Here is an 18,731-nt window from a genome sequence, read left to right on the forward strand (position 1 = left end):
GGCAAAGGAAAACGTCATGTCAGCGAATTATGCCGTTAGCCGTATGACTCGAGAGGAAATGCCCCTGGCCATTCAATGGGCAACCAATGAAGGCTGGAACCCGGGTTTACACGACGCCGACTGTTTTTTTGAAGCCGACCCTCATGGTTTTTTTGTGGGGAAACTGGATGGCAAAATCATTGCCATGGGATCGGCAGTGGTTTATGACGATCAGTTCGCCTTCTGCGGTTTTTACATGGTGGCTCCGGAATACCGCGGCAAAGGCTATGGGCTGGAATTAACCCGCCACCGCCTCGATTACGTTGGCAATCGCAATGCCGGAATTGACGGCGTGCTCAGCATGCTCAATAAATACGAACGCCTGGGGTATCAAATAGCCCATCATAATGCCCGTTACCAGGGGCATGGATTACCCATCCTCAAGGAATTCAACCATGCCATTGTGTCGCTTGGATCAGAACACTATGGGGCCTTGTATGCCTATGATCGAAGGCATTTTCCCGCTGCGCGTGACCACTTTTTACAACACTGGATTAAACAACCGGAAGGGGCCGCCCTCGCCTGGATTATTGATGGCCAGATAAAGGGTTATGGTGTGCTTCGCGCCTGTCAGCAGGGATTTAAAATCGGTCCCTTGTTCGCCGACAATTCCCACATTGCCTTTGGCCTGTTTGATAGCCTGGTCAGTCATGCCAAGGGGGAAACCGTTTACATTGACATTCCTGAAAATAACCCACACGCCTTGGCGTTAGTCAATCGCCACGCCATGCAAAAATGCTTTGCCACGGCAAGAATGTACTTAAAAGGCGAACCGAAACTGCCCACTGAGCATATTTATGGCATTACCACGTTTGAATTGGGTTAATGATGGCCAGAAATTTAATCGGTTATGCGGCTCACTCTCCCCTACCCTCCTGGCCACAGGGCGCGCGAGTAGCCATTAATTTTGTCATTAACTACGAAGAAGGGGCTGAATTAACCCCGGTTAACGGCGATACGCAGGCGGAAACCTATGGCGGCGAATTTGCGGTGGCACCCCGTCCCCAAGGCCTGCGCCACCTGAGCATGGAATCCCTGTTTGAGTACGGCAGCCGTGCCGGTATCTGGCGCCTGCTTCGGCTGTTTGAACAAAAGGCCATGCCTTTGACTGTCTTTGCCACAGGCTTGGCACTGCAATTAAACCCCGAACTCTGCCGCTATTTACGGTTCAGCGATTATGACATTGCCGGCCACGGCTGGCGATGGATCGATTACGCGCACATGCCGAAAGAAGAGGAAAAAAAGCACATTGAACGCTGTGTAGAAACCATCGAGCAATTAACCGGCCAACGGCCGCAAGGGTGGTATACTGGGCGGCGCAGTGAACATACCCGGCCATTGCTGCGGGAGATTGGCGGCTTTCTCTATGATTCTGACAGCTATGCCGATGATCTGCCCTTTGTTGAAGACGATCATTTGATTATACCCTATACCTTGGTCTGCAATGACTTCCGTTACACCACCAATCCAGGTTTCTCGACCGCTGACGACTTCTACCTGCAGCTTAAAAACACGCTGGATTACCTCTATGAAGACAATCGCCTGGCGTTGATGACCATTGGTCTGCACCCCCGAATCAGCGGTCATCCCGGACGGTGTCTGGCCGTCAGACGCTTTATGGATTACCTTAGACGGTTTCCCGATGTATGGATTACCCGACGTGTGGATATTGCCCATTATTGGCTGAATGAAATCAGCGCCTCGTTAAAAGGCAATCACCCGACACGCCGCAAAAAGACATGACTTAAAAATCAATGAACAGACGGTGGTCTATTTTTTTAAGTTGCGATTTAAACAAATCCTTAATTGCTTCCAGCCGCTCTGCATTATTGGCCTCAAACCGTGCCACCAGACAAGGCGTGGTATTGGAGGCGCGTAACAACCCCCAGCCATCGGCAAATTCCACCCGCATGCCGTCAATGTCAATGATTTCTGCCGCCGGAAAATGCGCTTCCCGACTGAAACGCTCCATGAAAAGGAATTTTTCTTCTTCCGCAATGGGAATTTTAATTTCCGGCGTATTAATGCTATTGGGAACTGTCGCAAATTGTTCGCTCGCCGGAAACGGTGACGCGCTGATGATTTCCAGTAACCGGCAGGCGCTGTAAAGCGCATCATCAAACCCATACCAGCGATGTTTGAAAAACAGGTGGCCACTCATCTCACCGGCCAGGGCAGCCTGTTCCTGTTTCATCACCGATTTAACAATGGAATGCCCGGTGGGACACATTTTCGGCGTCCCTCCAGCCGCTTCAATCACCTTCGCGAGATGACTGGAGCATTTGACATCAAATACAATGGTTGCCCCTTTGACCTGTTGCAACAGATCGCGGGCATAAAACATCATTAAGCGGTCGGGCCAGATGATTTCACCCGTATTGGTCACCACGCCTAAACGATCGGCATCGCCGTCAAACGCAAGCCCGATATCGGCCTGATGCAGTGCTACAGCCTGGCGCAGGTCGTGTAAATTGTCTTCAATGGTCGGATCGGGGTGATGATTGGGAAAACGCCCATCCACCTCACAATACAAAGGAATAACCTCGCACCCCAGTTTTTCAAACACCGAGGGAATCACCGGGCCAGCAATGCCGTTACCGCAATCCACGACAACCTTCAATGGTTTTGCCAACATCACGTCAGAGACAATGCGGGCAATGTAATCTGAAAGCACATCCTGATTAATCAACGTCCCTTTGCCGGATTGAAACTGCCCCAGGCAGACCCGCTCGTACAGGGCATCAATGTCCGTCTGGACCAGTGTTTTACCGGCAAGAATGATTTTGATGCCATTGTAATCGGCCGGATTATGGCTGCCGGTGACCATCAAACCGCAATCCAGATCATAGGCACAGGTGGCGTAATACATCACGGGGGTAGCGACTGCGCCCAGGTCAACGACATCAATGCCGCTATCCAGCAGGCCCTGTTTTAACGCAGTACACAAACTGTCGCTGGTTAAACGACCATCGCGGGCCACGAAAATGGTGCAGCGTGCAAGCGCCTGCAACTCCAGGCTGATGGCTTTGCCGATGGTATAAAAGGCATCTTCATCCAGAGAGGTGCCGATAACGCCACGGATGTCGTAAGCCCGAAAAACCGCACGGTCGATTGGCCGTGGATGATAAGTCATCATTGTCTCCCGGAACTGCCAAAACCCCCTTCGCCGCGGCTTGACTCAGTAAAGGCGTCAACCACGGTAAAACCCACGCGGGTCACCGGCAGGAAAACCAATTGAGCAATACGATCCCCCGGCTCAACTGTAAAATGATCCTGGCTGCGGTTCCAGCAGGAAATTTTCAATTCACCCTGATAATCGGAATCAATCAGGCCGACCAGATTGCCAAGCACAATTCCATGCTTATGACCTAATCCTGAACGGGGAAGAATCACCGCGGCCAGATTGGGATCCGCAATGTAGATTGCAAGTCCAGTGGGTAACAGGACGGTTTCATTGGGGGCAATTTGCAACGGCTCATTAATGCATACCCGCAAATCAAGGCCAGCCGAACCCGGGGTGGCATAAGAGGGCAATTCAATGGTTTGCCCAAGGCGCGGGTCAAGAATTTTAAGTTGAATGGCGTTAAGCATATCAATTCCTTGCTTTTGTAAGGGAGCCATTTTGAAGAGTTGCCGCAAGAATTGCAATAATTTCTCCCGCAATCCGCGTTTTGTGCTGAAAGGCCAGTGCTCTTTCTTCCTGTGATGTAATCACGGTGACCTCATTGCCATCCTGTTCAAATCCTTTATTTCCCCCGACCTGATTGGCAATGATCATATCGAGTTTTTTAGCTTTGAGTTTTTGCCGGGCATGCTCGACAACCCTGGTTGTTTCCGCTGCAAAACCAACCACATAGGCGGCTTTACCACTGGAGGCGACTTCAGAAAGGATGTCGGGGTTTTTAGTCAGGGTCAATGACAGGGATTCGGCCTGCTGCTTTTTTATTTTTTCTGGCGCGGGCTGGTCGATACCATAATCCGCCACCGCTGCACAGCCAATAAAAATCATGCCCGGTTTCAGCGCCTCCATCACAGCCTTGCGCATGTCGTGCGCGGATTCTACCGAACAGGCGATCACGCCCGGGGGGACAGGCAGGGTTGAAGGTCCGCTGATTAAACGCACCTCAGCACCTGCCATTTGGGCGGCGGCAGCCAGAGCATACCCCATTTTGCCGGAACTGCGGTTAGTGATCATTCTGACCGGATCAATCGCCTCCCAGGTAGGGCCTGCCGTAATCATCACCGTTCTGCCAGCCAAAAGGCCGCTGACAGCATGAAGCCTTAAACCGGTAAGAATGGCTTCCACGTCACTTAAACGGCCTGGACCTTGTTCACCGCAGGCCTGAAGCCCTTCATCAGGCCCCACAAAAATCACCCCACGGTTGCGCAGGATCTGGCAATTGTCGCAGGTAGCCGGGTGCTGCCACATGCTGCGGTTCATTGCCGGGCAGACGATTACGGGATTTTCAGCGACAAGGCAGAGGGTAGATAACAAATCATCCGCCAACCCATGGGCCATTTTGGCCAGAAAATTAGCTGACGCCGGGGCAATCAGCAGGTAATCGGCCCAGCGGGCCAATTCAATATGCCCCATGGCGCGCTCTGCCTGTGAATCAAACAGTTCCGTTCTGACCTCGTGGCCGCTTAAAGCCTGCAGGGTCAACGGAGTGATGAATTGCTGCGCGGATTGCGTCATCACAACCCGCACATCGGCGCCCAGGCGGGTCAATTCGCGAATCAGATAGGCCGATTTGTAAGCCGCGATACCGCCACAAATGCCCAAAACAATGTTCTTGCCGGCAAAATCCTGCATGCGTTTCTCATTCAATGGTGACTACCTGCGATCAAAACATAATCCCTGACATAAAGGAATATCAAGCCTGAACCATAAAAACCGTTGCTTGTTGACAATTACCGTGATTCATCGGACGGCGGTACTGTACAGTGGGCACGCAGGCTTTCCACCCACTCCCGATTTTTACCAAAATCGTAATAACCCATGGTCGCGCTGGATGTCACCTGGCCGTCATTTCCAATGATTAACCAATCGGTAAAGTTAAATACCGGGCTCTGTCGATAGGCTATCAGCGATGACGCGTCCAGTTTGACCAGCGTAGTTTTCGGCGATTGCCTGAGCACACAGTCCCTGATTGCCGACAAATCAGTGACAGTCAGCGGCGCCACGTAATGACTATCGCTCTCAGGCACCCGGCTACTCACCCAGTTAGGCTTGGACACGTTAAGCGTTCCCTGAATTAACCCTTGAGGCATAGCCCGGAAATTGATTGCAGGTATAAAATGCATAAGCAACGGTGCAACAATTAAAATCACAAAAAGGGCCGTGAATACAATTGCAAGCGTGGACATGGTTTTTTCTTTCATTGAGGTAAAATTCTATCTTAGCGATTTCTTGGTTAACCCGACAGCGAAAGCGAACTTATCTCGTCAATATCACCGACAATGACATCCTCCGCAGCAGGCTCCGTCTGTGGCGCAGAGAGCAGACCTGTCCGCTTCGACTCTTTTATCACTAACTCAGCCTGATTCCGCCTGTCGATGTAAAACGCTGTAAAACTGAAATGCCGTGCTATTTGACACGCCTCGAGGTAATTTTTTTCATCATCGTCATAAAACTCAACCTCGATCGCTTCCGCCAGAGGAATTTTCTGCGTGGTTTCAAGGTACTGAAGCACCTGGCCAATCTGGACATTTTTACCGGTGACTTTAAGACGCGCCACTCGAGTATTAAAGTCATCGCCTTTCACGGTTGAAATGATGAGCGGCACCGGCATGGATGGAATGGTATAAACAGACAGAACATTGTCCTCGTAAGTGTCAATGCGCTCCCTTAACGTGAGTGGGGTATTGAGAATCACTTCGATGTAACGTTTGATGTAATCCGGGTCATTGTGATAGCTGGCAATCGCGGCAATGTGCGTTTTATCATGAATAAAAAGGCTGCTGATGCCCGCCTTAATGTTCGTCTCAGGCGCGTGCAAATGGGTTCTGTTGAACGTGTGTTGGCAAGTAATTGTCCAATCAAAATCAAAGATCCGTATTTTCATGGCAGAGAAGAAAAAGAAAGGATGTCAAAAGTATAAAACAAACTTTTAAAAAAGAATGCCTTTTTTAGCTGTTTGTTCACGCCACTTCTCATTTTAGCTCATTTTTTTACCAATAAGCTATAATTTAGAGGGAGTGTTGATGGGAGTCTATCAATGGCGAATATATCACGTAAGGAAATCATGGACTTATCTCACGAAAGCACGGTGGGTTTGATTTATTCCCGGAGTGATTTGCATCAATATTTAGTCGAACTGATCCATAATGACAAGACAGACTATATTCATGAGGGAATTGGCGTGGCAGTATTTCCTACCATGGAAGAGGCATTAAGAAGCGCGCAGCGGCGCGGAGCCAAGTGCTTTTTTCTATGCCTTGACAATACCTATGACGAATGCGGGCCCGAGCCTGCAACGCCTCATTACAATTACCTGCCCATACGTCCCAGCCGAAATCATTAACATTTTCCTGATATTCACACTAGAATGAAAGCATGCCGGCATGAGGCCGCCATTCATTGTAAGCTGGAGTGAATTGATGGAAAGAACAACGGATGTGTTAGTGGTTGGTGCCGGGCCTGTGGGTTTATTTTGTGCCCACGAACTGCTTCGTCACGGCTTGAGCGTCAGGATTATTGATAAAAAGGACGGTTTAAGCGACAAATCCAAAGCCTTGGGCCTGCACATTCGCACCCTCGATGTCCTGGAGGATTGCGATCTCCTCAACGAGGTACTCAGTCAGGGGCAGCGTGTTGAAGGTGCTATTTTTAATTCAAAAGGCAAATCGCTTTTTGAAGTCAATTTCAACGGCATTGGATCCACTCGCAATTACCTGATTGATTTACCCCAAAATCAAACCGAGGCCATTTTCTACCAGAGTCTGCTTAATCAGCAACAGCCTGTGGAATGGCAAACGGAACTGGTGTCCTTTTCCCAATCCAGCCAGGGCGTTAAGGCGGTGCTCACTCATCAAAACGGCAGCACGGAGGACGTTAGGGCGGATTGGCTGATGGCCTGTGACGGCTCCCACAGTACCCTCAGGCACCTGGTCAATGAACAGTTCGCCGGGGCGGCCTATGAACAAGTCTGGTGGCTGGCCGATGTCCACATTGACTGGGCAAAGCCTCAGAATAAAATGCTGATTTATGCCAGCGACAGAGGGCCTTTAGCCTGTTTTCCCATGGGTGAAACCCGTTACCGCGTCGTCATGACTGCACCGCCTGATTTCAGCGGCGAGCTGACACTGGATGACATTGCTGCCGAATTCAGGACACGAAGCCTTGAGACATTTAACCTGTCTAATCCTGTGTGGCTTAGTCAATTTACCATTCACCATCGTCAGATTCAAAATTACCGTCATGAGCGTGTCTTTTTTGCCGGAGATGCCGCGCACATTCACAGCCCCATGGGCGGTCAGGGATTAAATACCGGCATTCAGGATGTATACAACCTGGTGTGGAAACTGGCCATGGTGCAGAAAGGGTTGGCTAACGAGGCATTACTGGATAGTTATCAGGCCGAGCGCCATCCCATCGGTGAGCAGGTATTGAAAAAAACGGACTTCATGACACGGATGATTCTTTTGCACAACCCGCTGTTAGTCAGTCTGCGTAATGCTTTTGCCCGTCTGATGGTTTCCTTTAAACCGGTGCGCAAAGCCTTGGCCAGGGATTTGGCCGAGTTAACCATCTCTTATGCCAAAAGCCCAATAGTCCGTGTGCAGGGTGCCACAGGGCGACTTAAAATCGGCGAATACCTGGGTGATTTCAGCCTGCTGAATCCAAGCCACGGCAGTCAACAAACCCTGTCACTTCTCACCCGCGGCACGCGGCATCATCTGTTGGTTTTTTGCGGACAAAAAACCGGTGACCTGCAGGCGTTTTCTGACTTGTTGCAGCGATTGGCTTTGCGTTTGCAATCCATTGCGGTAGTTCACGCCGTAATCGGCGACAGCATCACCCTACCGGGTTCCTTTGCTTCCGTTTACATTGATCCTGACTATTTACTGCACAAGCACTTTGGCCTTCACCAGGAAACCGCGGTGCTGGTGCGGCCGGACAAGTACATCGGTTTAATTCATTCGCCCGTTCATGAAGCCAATTTACTGGCAGCAATCAGGAGTATGGGGATGGTGTGTTGAACAACAGTTGCAAATACCCTGCGGTCAATTATCATTAGGGCATGTACGCATTCAGATCATGAGACCAACCATGCGCTTTTTTCTTTTTTGTACCGCCGCAGCCGTTGCCGCCGGCGTTCATGCCGACACCATTGACCATTACATGAACATTGCCAATAACATTCCGCAAATGGAGATGAAAGCTGATCCGCAAGCGCAAGCCTGGGCGCGCTCAGCCCGGAATGTGTTGACCATTACCAGCGAAACCGTGGCAGAAACCCTGATGCAGGCCAATGAACTGGCTAAAACCCAGGGACGCCCCCTCTTTTGCCTGCCCACTGGCGTTTCACTCAATGCCGTCACGCTCAATGGCATTATCATGCAAACTTACAATGAGATATCAAGCCAACAGAGCGACAAGGACAAAATGACAGTTTCACAAGTCGCCTGGCTTGGCGTGGCTAAAGCGTACCCCTGCAAGGGGCAATCGAATCTGCCTCAGGCAATACAGCATGTGGGTGCCCTGGGTCAATAACCAGCAAGGCCGGCTAAACTAAGCCGGCCTTTTACCTATTGACTGAACTCTTCAAAGGCTTCCAGCGCTTCGGCGGCATACATCAAGGAAGGTCCGCCACCCATGTACACAGCCATTCCCAGTGTTTCAATCAATTCGTCACGCGAAGTTCCCAGTTTAACCAGGGCCTGGGAGTGAAAACCAATGCAACCTGGGCAATGATTGGCAACGGCCAAGGCCATGGCAATGAGCTCTTTGGTTTTTTTATTGAGCGCGCCGTCTTTGGTGGCAGCCTGCGACAACGCTGAAAAACCCGCCATCACATCCGGCATTTCTTTGCGTAATTTTGCTAATTGGGTACTGATCCCTTTGGTAATGTCACCAAATTTCTGGGTCATTGGCATTCTCCTGTGTTGGCCTAAAGCATTTCATTAACAGCCGTTTATATCATGCGGCCCCCAGCGCCTACAAGTTTGTTTATTTATGAATCAAACAGGGCATCGCATGCCTTGCTGCAGGGTTTGCAAATCGGCCCATAAGCGTTCGACAATGGGGGTATGAGCCGGCTTTTGCAGACGAATGGCCCCCATGGTTAACAGCCGCTCATCAAAATGCGGCCCGCCAAGCCGCTGTAATCGTCCATCCGCCAGTTCAGGAGCCACCTGGTGTAGGGGCAAACGCCCCCAACCCAGGCCGGCCGTAATAATGTCTTTTTTGGAATGGACATCGCTGACTGTCCAGCGCCGCCCGTGTTCAAGAACACCAAAAGTAAAATCCGACTGCGATGAATCGCGCAAAATGACCTGCATGCAACCGGATAAGTCATCCAGGTCATGGAGCTTGTCGGCATGCTGCTCGATAAACAGCGGCGACGCAACCGCCACCATGGGTTCCGAACGCAGGACAATCATCTCCACTGCCCGATCGGAAATCAGGTTTTCACTGATCACCAAATCCGCCTGATGCCGTACCAAGCGTTCACAGGCACCGCCTAGGGATTCCGATAAAAAATGGAATTGAGTCAAGGGGTAAGTACTTATCCAGTGCCGCAATAACGCTTTTAATGCGCTTAACGGGTAAAACACATCGATGGCAATGGTAATGTCGCTTTCCATCCCCGCCCCCAATTGCTGGGAAAACTGGTTTAAATGCCGCCAATGACCGACCAGCGACCTGGCCCGTTTATAGAATTTATCACCCTGCGGTGTGAGCTCAGGACGATAATGGCTGCGATCAAACAGACAAAGGTTTAAGCGGTCTTCCAGTTTTTTCACCGCCAGAGTAATGGCTGGCTGTGTTTTAAACAAGGCCTTGGCTGCCGCATTGAAGCCACCCGCTTCAACCACGGTGACAAAGGTATGCAACGCATCGAAATCAATTTCCATTAATTTTTTTAATTAAATAGATAAAAACTTAATATTATCAAGTTATAGATTTTTCTTCTAACCTGCAATCGAACCCAATCACAGCAGGACCTACGATGAATACTATGAATGATGACGAGGTGGTTAATGAGTTAACCTTCCTCCTGATGCGCCATCTCCGTTCCAGCGAGGAAAAGCACAGTGCCTGTCGCAAAGCGCTCTGCCGTCGTTGCCAGTATTATCCCAGGCAATACCTGGCCGTCGCGGTGCAAAGGCAATGGCCACTGGTGATGATTCTTCCGGCTTTTCCTGCCAAATCAGCCAATCGCCAAAAAACCCTGTCTCCTTATCCCGATCGGGGCGAGATCATGGGGTTAAGCCACTTAAATGCCCTTTGCGCCGCCATGCAGCAAATCTACCGCCAGGGCGTCAGCCTCATTATCTGCTCTGATGGCCGGGTGTTTAACGATCTGGTGTTGGTGAGCGATGAGGACGTGGACATTTATCAACACGGTGTTAAGCAAATCATCAAGGATTATCAGCTGACTCATCTTTCCACCTTTTCGCTGGATGATGTCTATCATTTAAACGCTTACGACCACATGCGCGAGCAGTTGATGACTGAGTACGCAGAACCTCTTCCAGAGCTTCTGGCACGCCTGCAGCAGGATGATGCCTTGCTATACCAGTTTAACGGCATTCATCGTTTCATCATTGAAGACCAACTGGCACTGCACCCCACTTTGTCAAAAAATCAGATCAGGAAGCAGGCGAAACCGGTGGCTTACGAAGTGATACGCCGCTCCAACGCCTGGTCGCGATTGCTGGCTGAGTATTTTCCACAAAGCCTGCGTTTGTCCATTCATCCCCAGCCCTGCGGTGCGGATAAATTGGGCATTCAGTTCCTGCCCGCTAACAACCAATGGGCCACTCCCTGGCATAACGTCCTGTTAAAAAAGCCGGAAGGGTGGCAACTGGTTAAACGGCAGGAGGCGGAACGCCTGGGTGCCCGTTTAAATCATGATCATTATGTTCTGGAGGCTTGCTAATGTTAACCCTATCCGATTCGTTTACCCCGCACCTCATCACGGCAGAGCAGGATGATCTCGCCGCGATACCGCTTAAAGGTATTCTGAGAAAAGTGACAGAACATCAGCTCGTCCTGTTGCGCGGCTTTAAACCACTGGACAAGGACAGGCTGGTCAATTATTTGCAGAGTCAGGCCTCGCTTCTGCAATGGGATTCTGGTCCGGTGATGGAAATGCAGGTGGACAAACGCAAACCCAATTACCTGTTTACCGAAGGCGATGTGCCTCTGCATTGGGATGGGGCATTTCATCAGGAACCGCGCTTTCTTTTTTTTCACTGCTTAAAAGCGCCTCTGCCACAATGCGGCGGCGAAACCCTTTTTGTAAATACCCAACGGGTCTGGGACACGGCCAATGCCGAGCAACAGGCGGCATGGAGTGACTATGCCTTCTCGTTTAAAACCGAGAAACGCGTTCATTATGGCGGAGCCATTATCCGGCGCATGGTTTCTCACCATCCGGAAACCGGTAAAACGATTCTTCGCTTTGCTGAACCCGTGGGCGAGGATTATTTAAACCCCGTCGACGTGCAGGTACTTGGCAAAGAAAAGCCCGACTCCGATGCCATTCTCGCCTCGCTCAGTCAGATCATGCGGGCCCCTTTGCATCGCCATGAGCACCGCTGGCAAGAAGGGGATTACCTCATTGCTGACAATTTTGCCCTGTTGCATGGCCGCAATGCCTTTAGTCAACACAGTCCCCGTCATTTAAGAAGGATACAGATTCTATGAAACCTTATACCCTGATGCAGTTAAAACAGAGCACCACCCCGGGTGAATTCAGTCGCCATTTACGCGAAATGGGCGAACTCTTCTGGTGGGAGCCAGGCCAGTTTTTTGTGATTACCTCGTATGCGTTAGCCAAAGCGGTGCTGACCAGTGAAGATTACACCTGCGATCGTACTCCCTTTTTTATTTCGCGCATGCCGGACATGAATTTAACCTTAATCAGCGATTTTTTTAAGGTCGTAAGCCGCATGATGGTCATGAGCGATGCCCCGGAGCACACCGACAGGCGACGCATTTGTTACCATGGCTTTGGCCAGCAGACCCTCAATCAATTAACCCCCCTGATTGATGCCACCATCGAGCGTTGCCTGCTGGCGTTCAAGCCGGGTAAATCCTTTGACTTTGTGCATCAATTGGCGCAAACCCTCCCCTCGACCACCCTGGCTGAATTGTTTGCCATTCCTGAGCGTGAGCGGCTTGATTTTTATGAGTGGTCCAACAACATGACGCAGTTTTTTGGCGGCTCCACCACGTATCAGGATGCCGACGGCATCCGGGTCAACCACAGTGCCAAACGATTGTATGACTATTTCGCCAATCTCATTGAGGCACGCCGCCGTCAGCCCGGACAGGATTTTTTAAGCACCCTGCTGCTTCATCAGGCGCACTTTGGCCTCACGGATGACGAGATCATTTCCCAAGCCATCATGATGCTGGTCGCAGGCCAGGTTACAACCACGGATCAGCTCTGCAATAATGTGTACACCTTACTGACTGAACCGGGGCTGTGGAACAGGGTTCAGCAGGATAGTCACCGTCTTGATGCTTACCTTGAGGAATGCAACCGTCTTGATCCGGCCGTCACCTTCATTTTCCGGGTCACCCGAAATAATACAACATTGGGAGGGCAGTTGATTGAGCAAGGCAAGGTGATTTTCATTGCAACCCATGCCATTAATCGTGATCCGGTTTATTTTAGCAGCCCCGAGCAGGTGGTTGTGGACGGCAGAACAGTGCCTCATTACAGTTACGGTTATGGCAGCCATTTCTGCCTGGGTGCTAAATTAGCCAGACTGGAAATGCACCGCCTGATTGCGGTGCTGCTTAAGCGCTACCCCAAATTACAGCTAGATCCTGCGCATACACCGCAGCGAAAGCATCACAGTCTATCCTTTTCGGGATTTGAGCATCTTTTTCTCAGCACCGGCGATTAAGCAAAATTTCCCTGAGGAAATTTTCCATGGCCTGAAGGGCGCGGCGTTCGGCAACCGGATTGTAGATGGTGCCAAGCTGCGTATCATGGGCCAGGGGGTTGGCAAAGGCATGTTGAGTATGACCATACAGGTGCACCTGCCAATCAACTTTGGCATCGGTCATTTCCTGACAAAACTCGTTAACCTGTTCAGGACGAACCATGGGATCATCATACCCGTGCAGCACCAGAATTTTGGCACTGATGGACTGGGCGTGCAGCTCTTTCGGCTTGTTGAGCAACCCATGAAAACTCACCACGCCGTTTAAGGGCACCCCGCTTCGTGCCAAATCAAGCACACACAGGCCGCCAAAGCAAAAGCCGATGGCTGCCACGCGGCTGTTATCCACTTCCGGCATGGCAATCACTGCGTCAAACGCGGCATTGATGCGATCACGCAATAACAGCCGGTCATTGGCGAGAGGCTGCATAAGGCCCATTTTCTCATCGGTGGTTTCACCCAGGCGTCCCTGACCATACATGTCCAGGGCAAAACCCAAGTAACCCATGCCAGCCAGCATTTCCGCTTTTTTGCAGGCGAAATCGTTACGTCCGCTCCAATCATGGGCCACAAGCACGGCAGGCCGCGGCCGATCATGTGAGTCGTCATAGGCTAAAAAGCCGTGCAGTTCCTGTTCGCCGTGATGATAAATGTAATTTGATGTGTGCATGAGCTTTCCTTTTTTTCCTGGCTAATCAGTACGGGGCGATTGCGCAAATATCCAACAAAAATACCATTAAATCAACCCGTTGTGTGGGTTATTTTTCCCATTCGGCGATTTTTTTCATTAAAAAGCCGGCGCCGTACAACACCACACCGGTGAGCAACAGGCATAAGATTCTAACCAGAGTGGGTGTGGACGCCGCATCGTAAAGCAGCGCCTTACCGGCCGCAAAACCTAACACCACAAGGGCTGATTTCGCCATGGTTTTATCGCGGCGCTGATAGGCAAACGCCATGACGGCAATGGCGTAAAACAACCAGCAGGCCGATACTGCGAGCGAGCCGTAAGGATCCGCAAGGCGGTAAAATCCGGCAATGGCCAATGCATGGGCCGCGCCCAGCAAAACCGAGCCCTTCTCGTCATTGTGAGCTAAATCGTCGCGGCGATAAATAAGGACTAGCCATGTGCTGATCAAAGCAGCAAAAGCGACCGTGAGCCAGGATGCCGGACCGTCACTTCCGAGCATGCTTGAACGCTGCAGAAGATGGTTAATAATATTGATGTACTCAATGGCAAGAACAATAAAGCCAATCAACGCTGGAACATACCACGTGCCCCTGTCTTTCATCGAGGAAGGATTAAAGGGCAAAAAGGCGATTGCCAGCATCATCACCACATACAGCCAGGGTTTGATGTCAGCCGGCAACAGTTCAATATAAAACGAATGAAACAAAACAATGGCTACAAAAGCAAAAATCACCGACTGACTTTTAATCCGGCCGTCAGGAAACCAGCGTTTAGCCGAGGCATACAGCGCAAGCAGCAAGCCAGCAAACACCAGGGACAGCCAGGGCGCCAGCCCTGGATAACTCCGATCGATATAAAAGTACTCCATGGCATAAAACAGCATGAGGACAGGGAAAAAACCCCAGGCTTCCTTTTCTGTCAATTCCTGCTGATTCACGCGGGTAAATAAATAGGTGCCCAGGGCAAAAATGAGAAAATGCAAGGCCAGTACGATGGCAATCGTCACATCATCCTTTAAATCAAGGCCAATAAGCGACGTGATGAGTATGGCGAGATAGGCCGCAATGATGGTCATTATCCGTGACCGCAGCCAGATGGAAAGGGTTGCAAAGGTCAGGGAGCAGCATACGAAATAATAGACGGTAAAAAGCGCCTGGGTGTGGAAACCAAGAATAACCGGAGAAAGGTAAGCCCCTACTGCGGCACAAAGGGCATAGACATCGTGCTTTATTTTCAAATACAAGCCAATGCACAGCAACGACACCAGCGACATCAGAATCAATGCCGCATCAACCGAGACCAGCGCGTAAAGGCGGTGAGCGGCAAAAACGGAAAGATAGAGAATTATCACCCCCGCCGCCGGCAACAGGCTTGCATAGCCCCGGTAAGTAGAAAGCATTGCCAGGCCGGAGCCGATTAAGCTCATCCCGAACACCGCCGCAATGACAATTTGGCGCGCAGGCGTTAACCAACCGCTGTCAATGGATAATTTAATAATGAAACCGGCCGCCAGTACAAAACACACCACCGCAATCGTGCCCAGCCAATTCCCGGAGTTGGATGAGGTTTCCAATGCCTTTAAATCAACCTCCCTGACAGGGGATACAGGGGCTTTCGGCTCATGCCAACCGGATTGCGTCGGCGGCGCGGGAAGAGACAGCTTTTTTTCAATCACAGCAAGGCGCGCTTCGATGGCGTGTAAGCGTTGTTCAAATTGGGTCAAATCCATTGAGTGCCCCGACGTTTCCATTTGATTGATCTAATGGTAATCCTATCTGCGGCAAATGGGTATCTTAGCGGGCAAATTCAATATTGAATTTTTCCTGAGGAATGAATTGGCCTTTATTAAACACATATTTGTCTACCCCACAAGTCAATCCTTCCTGATTGATCACATAAAAACTGTTGAATTTATCGCGGGTACGTACGCAGGATAACGAGCCGGCGTGGAGGATCATGGCATTATCCTGGTTGTTTTTTTCAATGAGAGTGATATTGGCAAAATGCAAATGACCGGTACAGACAATGTGGATTGGGCTTTGCTTCAAGTAGTCAATGAACTCCTGCGTGTTAATTAATGGATTGTGCATGCCTTCGAAATAGTGGAAGTTATGATGAAAAAACAGAATGTTCAGATGCTGCCCGGATTCCTGAAAAAAAGCCTTCATTTTCGCCAGTGACTCCTGCGACAGCCGCCCGTCCTTGAGTGCATAGGGATGCACCGAATTAAGGCCCAGGATCCGGCACTCCGCATTGCTGAAACTGACTTCCAGTTCGGAGGACACATGGCGCTTGTACTGTTTAAAAGGCCACAACAGGCGGGCAAGCGTATTGAAAAAAGGGATATCATGATTACCGGGTATGACGAGATAGGGCGCATGCAGCCTTGCTAAAAATTCAGCCAGCGCCTTGAATTGCCAGCTTCGCGCACGTTGTGTCAAATCACCGGAAATGATCAGTAAATTCGGTTGAATCAACGCACAGGCCTCGTGAAATGCGTCCGGTATGGTTTCGATGTGGTGGCCAAAATGCAAATCGGAAATATGAATAATTTTTATCATTCCGTCCCTTGCCCCTTTCGTTTTTCTTAGTCAGTGAGGGTAGTCAAGCCTTAACCAGAGTATAGCGTGGCATTCAACGGGCTGCATTTTATCCCATGCCAATTGAGAGACTCATCATGCGGGATAGCAATCCCCAATCATTGATAAAAGTCGCTTATCCTATACTTATATTAATGTTCACAATACAAGCGGGTGAAATCAAAAGACGATAACCAAGGAGGGTTCTATGAAAGCATTATGTTGGCATGGAAGCAATGACATTCGGCTGGATTCAGTCCCTGAGCCTTCACTCATCAATGAGCACGATGCCATTGTAAGAATCACAGCGACCGCCATCTGCGGTTCCGATCTTCATCTCTACCATGGATTGATGCCAACCATGGAAAAAGGCGACATTTTAGGCCATGAATTCATGGGCGAAATCGTCGATGTAGGCGCTGCCTGCGGTAAAAAATTAAAAATCGGCGATAAAGTCGTCGTACCGGCGATCATTGCCTGCGGTGCATGTCATTATTGCCGGGCTGAACTGTTTTCCCTCTGTGAGACCTCTAATCCGAATGAAAAACTGGCCAAAGCCCAATTGGGGCAAGCGCCAGCCGCGGTTTTTGGATTTTCTCATCTCCTCGGCGGGTATGCCGGAGGGCAGGCAGAATACGTCAGAGTCCCCTATGCCGATGTGGGTCCGATTAAAATCCCTGAGGGTCTGCCCGATGAACAGGTTTTGTTTCTTTCTGACATTTTCCCCACCGGCTACATGGCCGCCCTGAATGGCGACATCCAGCCCGGGGATACCGTCGCGGTGTGGGGATGTGGCCCTGTTGGCCAGTTCACCCTGCGTTCAGCCTGGATGCTTGGCGCGGGCCGGGTGATTGCCATTGATTGCCTGCCCGAGCGTCTGCGACTGGCGAGGCAATTTGGCCAGGCTGAAACCATAAACTTTAAGGAAGAAGATGTGTTTGATGCCTTAATGGCAATGACAAACGGCAAAGGGCCCCGTGTTTGTATTGATGCGGTGGGTTGCGAAGCGCATACCGGCTTTACCTTTGATGCCATTTCCGATCAGATAAAAGAAACTGTTTACTTAAACTCCAACCGGGCTCATGCTCTGCGTGAAGCCATTCAATGCTGTGCAAAGGGAGGACATGTCTCTGTGCCTGGGGTATATATTGGCTATGTTGATAATTTTCCTTTTGGAATGCTAATGAACAAGGCATTAACGGTCAAAACCGGCAATACCCACATGCAGCGATTTTTACAACCTTTACTTGAAAAAATACTGGAAGGCGACATTGATCCTTCGCAAATCATCAGTCACCGCCTAAGGCTTGATGAAGCAGTCAAAGGCTATGAATTATTTGCTTCCAAACAGGATGGTTGCACTAAAGTTGTGCTTGTGCCCTGAGCAATGGGCTCATGAAGGTTTGTCGATGGTGATAAGGCGCAGGCCTTGCGGAATGATTTTATAGCGCAAAGGGGATTCCATGCGCCGGACGTCGCCATCCAGCGACACGTTGAGTTCAGCAAAGTCCTGACAATGAATTTCAATGGGCGATTGCGACGCTCTGAATTCAAAATTGCTTCTGCGATTAAGCAGGGTACGAAGGATTTTGAGTAACCGCAAGCGGCCATGCCTGAAAAAATAAAGCCCCAGCCGCCCACTGGTAAACGCTTCGCGTTTGAAGGTGGCAGGAAATTCATAGGTGTAGAGATTATTGCTTACCATCAAAAAAGACGTACGCAAGGACAAGACGAATTCCTCGTTTTTGACGCTTAACGACAGGGTTGGATGCTTGCGCAGGCTGTCAATAAGGCTTGGGATGTAGCTTAACCATTTATAATATTTTCGGCTGTATAAATCGCGCCGGCGGGCAAATTTGGGGTAAAAGCCAATCGAGGAATTATTGACAAACACCTGGCCATTGACTTCCGCCAGATCAATCACAGTGGTGGTGCGCTGTTTTAAAGCCTCCACCAGGTCCTCAACCGTTAACGGCAACACCAATTCCCTGGCGAAATGATTCAGGGTGCCCAGGGGAAGCACCCCCATTACGGTGCTGGTGTTCGCGCAATAATGAGCGGCGGAACGCACCGTACCGTCGCCGCCGCCGACTAACAGGGTGTCGTACTTCGGCTGGCAATCTTCGAGGGTTGCATCAAGATCCTCGGCATCGACTTCATACAGATCATAATCCATACCCGCCGCTCCCAATCCCTGAAGGAAGGGTGCTGCCGACTGGGCATTCTTAGCCTGTTGATTGATGATAACCGCGAGTGCGGTCATACCTCCCCCTTTTTTATGGTTATACAACAAG

20 protein-coding genes are annotated in these 18,731 nt (G+C 50.3%); 9 read left to right on the forward strand and 11 right to left on the reverse strand.

The window, feature by feature from the left end:
* The first annotated feature begins 16 nt into the window (after window positions 1-16).
* Window positions 17-865, forward strand: coding sequence for a GNAT family N-acetyltransferase (locus GH742_RS12675; RefSeq protein ID WP_203455271.1), 849 nt, complete (start codon window positions 17-19; stop codon window positions 863-865).
* Between the two features lie 2 nt (window positions 866-867).
* Entirely contained in the window at window positions 868-1,782 is a 915-nt protein-coding gene (locus tag GH742_RS12680) for a polysaccharide deacetylase family protein (RefSeq protein WP_203456948.1), read from the forward strand.
* A 1-nt stretch (window position 1,783) separates the two neighbouring features.
* Here GH742_RS12680 and GH742_RS12685 read toward each other — a convergent pair whose 3' ends face one another.
* From GH742_RS12685 to GH742_RS12705, 5 genes are all read right to left on the reverse strand, one after another.
* Entirely contained in the window at window positions 1,784-3,172 is a 1,389-nt protein-coding gene (locus GH742_RS12685) for a phosphomannomutase/phosphoglucomutase (protein WP_203456949.1), read from the reverse strand.
* Window positions 3,172-3,630: a dUTP diphosphatase gene (dut, locus tag GH742_RS12690; RefSeq protein WP_108294241.1), complete on the reverse strand. Its 459-nt coding sequence runs from the start codon at window positions 3,628-3,630 to the stop codon at window positions 3,172-3,174. Before dut ends, GH742_RS12685 begins: the two co-directional genes overlap by 1 nt.
* 1 nt (window position 3,631) lies before the next feature.
* Window positions 3,632-4,852: a bifunctional phosphopantothenoylcysteine decarboxylase/phosphopantothenate--cysteine ligase CoaBC gene (gene coaBC / locus GH742_RS12695; protein WP_203456950.1), complete on the reverse strand. Its 1,221-nt coding sequence runs from the start codon at window positions 4,850-4,852 to the stop codon at window positions 3,632-3,634.
* A gap of 98 nt (window positions 4,853-4,950) precedes the next feature.
* Window positions 4,951-5,406, reverse strand: coding sequence for a DUF1499 domain-containing protein (locus GH742_RS12700; protein WP_203455272.1), 456 nt, complete (start codon window positions 5,404-5,406; stop codon window positions 4,951-4,953).
* Between the two features lie 47 nt (window positions 5,407-5,453).
* Entirely contained in the window at window positions 5,454-6,104 is a 651-nt protein-coding gene (locus GH742_RS12705; RefSeq protein ID WP_203455273.1) for a hypothetical protein, read from the reverse strand.
* A gap of 153 nt (window positions 6,105-6,257) precedes the next feature.
* Here GH742_RS12705 and GH742_RS12710 point away from each other — a divergent pair, with 153 nt between their 5' ends.
* The 3 genes from GH742_RS12710 (at window position 6,258) to GH742_RS12720 (ending at window position 8,755) form a co-directional block, all read left to right on the forward strand.
* On the forward strand, window positions 6,258-6,563 hold the full coding sequence (locus tag GH742_RS12710; protein WP_203455274.1) for a hypothetical protein: 306 nt from the start codon (window positions 6,258-6,260) through the stop codon (window positions 6,561-6,563).
* Window positions 6,564-6,639: 76 nt separating this feature from the next.
* Window positions 6,640-8,241, forward strand: coding sequence for an FAD-dependent oxidoreductase (locus GH742_RS12715; protein WP_239005217.1), 1,602 nt, complete (start codon window positions 6,640-6,642; stop codon window positions 8,239-8,241).
* Between the two features lie 70 nt (window positions 8,242-8,311).
* Window positions 8,312-8,755: a phosphatase gene (locus tag GH742_RS12720; RefSeq protein WP_203456951.1), complete on the forward strand. Its 444-nt coding sequence runs from the start codon at window positions 8,312-8,314 to the stop codon at window positions 8,753-8,755.
* A gap of 35 nt (window positions 8,756-8,790) precedes the next feature.
* Here GH742_RS12720 and GH742_RS12725 read toward each other — a convergent pair whose 3' ends face one another.
* On the reverse strand, window positions 8,791-9,132 hold the full coding sequence (locus GH742_RS12725) for a carboxymuconolactone decarboxylase family protein (RefSeq protein WP_203455276.1): 342 nt from the start codon (window positions 9,130-9,132) through the stop codon (window positions 8,791-8,793).
* A 90-nt stretch (window positions 9,133-9,222) separates the two neighbouring features.
* Window positions 9,223-10,119 carry a LysR family transcriptional regulator gene (locus tag GH742_RS12730; RefSeq protein ID WP_203455277.1) on the reverse strand — a complete coding sequence of 299 codons (897 nt, stop codon included), beginning with the start codon at window positions 10,117-10,119 and terminating at the stop codon, window positions 9,223-9,225.
* Between the two features lie 95 nt (window positions 10,120-10,214).
* On the opposite strand from GH742_RS12730, the gene GH742_RS12735 reads away from it, so the two are divergent.
* From GH742_RS12735 to GH742_RS12745, 3 genes are read left to right on the forward strand one after another with little or no spacing between them, the layout of a single operon-like run.
* Window positions 10,215-11,147, forward strand: a complete 933-nt coding sequence (locus tag GH742_RS12735) for an isocyanide synthase family protein (RefSeq protein ID WP_239005218.1) — start codon at window positions 10,215-10,217, stop codon at window positions 11,145-11,147.
* Window positions 11,147-11,917 (forward strand): TauD/TfdA family dioxygenase, encoded by a 771-nt coding sequence (locus tag GH742_RS12740; protein WP_203455278.1) that lies wholly within the window; start codon window positions 11,147-11,149, stop codon window positions 11,915-11,917. Before GH742_RS12735 ends, GH742_RS12740 begins: the two co-directional genes overlap by 1 nt.
* Window positions 11,914-13,128 carry a cytochrome P450 gene (locus GH742_RS12745; protein WP_203455279.1) on the forward strand — a complete coding sequence of 405 codons (1,215 nt, stop codon included), beginning with the start codon at window positions 11,914-11,916 and terminating at the stop codon, window positions 13,126-13,128. Before GH742_RS12740 ends, GH742_RS12745 begins: the two co-directional genes overlap by 4 nt.
* On the opposite strand, the gene GH742_RS12750 is transcribed toward GH742_RS12745, so the two are convergent.
* From GH742_RS12750 to GH742_RS12760, 3 genes are all read right to left on the reverse strand, one after another.
* On the reverse strand, window positions 13,112-13,837 hold the full coding sequence (locus GH742_RS12750) for a dienelactone hydrolase family protein (protein ID WP_203455280.1): 726 nt from the start codon (window positions 13,835-13,837) through the stop codon (window positions 13,112-13,114). The genes GH742_RS12745 and GH742_RS12750 overlap by 17 nt on opposite strands.
* An 88-nt stretch (window positions 13,838-13,925) precedes the next feature.
* Window positions 13,926-15,587, reverse strand: a complete 1,662-nt coding sequence (locus GH742_RS12755; RefSeq protein ID WP_203455281.1) for a DUF2339 domain-containing protein — start codon at window positions 15,585-15,587, stop codon at window positions 13,926-13,928.
* Window positions 15,588-15,651: 64 nt separating this feature from the next.
* The gene (locus GH742_RS12760) at window positions 15,652-16,419 is read right to left on the reverse strand and encodes a metallophosphoesterase (RefSeq protein WP_239005219.1); all 768 of its coding nucleotides are present in this window, start codon (window positions 16,417-16,419) and stop codon (window positions 15,652-15,654) included.
* 226 nt (window positions 16,420-16,645) lie between these two features.
* Here GH742_RS12760 and GH742_RS12765 point away from each other — a divergent pair, with 226 nt between their 5' ends.
* A complete protein-coding gene (locus tag GH742_RS12765) occupies window positions 16,646-17,821 on the forward strand; it encodes a zinc-dependent alcohol dehydrogenase (RefSeq protein WP_203455282.1) in 1,176 nt (391 codons plus the stop codon).
* 9 nt (window positions 17,822-17,830) lie between these two features.
* Here the strand turns inward: GH742_RS12765 and GH742_RS12770 are convergent, their stop codons facing one another.
* Window positions 17,831-18,700 carry a diacylglycerol kinase family protein gene (locus tag GH742_RS12770; RefSeq protein ID WP_203455283.1) on the reverse strand — a complete coding sequence of 290 codons (870 nt, stop codon included), beginning with the start codon at window positions 18,698-18,700 and terminating at the stop codon, window positions 17,831-17,833.
* Window positions 18,701-18,731: the final 31 nt, after the last annotated feature.

It is taken from the genome of Legionella sp. MW5194, assembly GCF_016864235.1.
Taxonomy (GTDB): Bacteria; Pseudomonadota; Gammaproteobacteria; order Legionellales; family Legionellaceae; genus Legionella_C.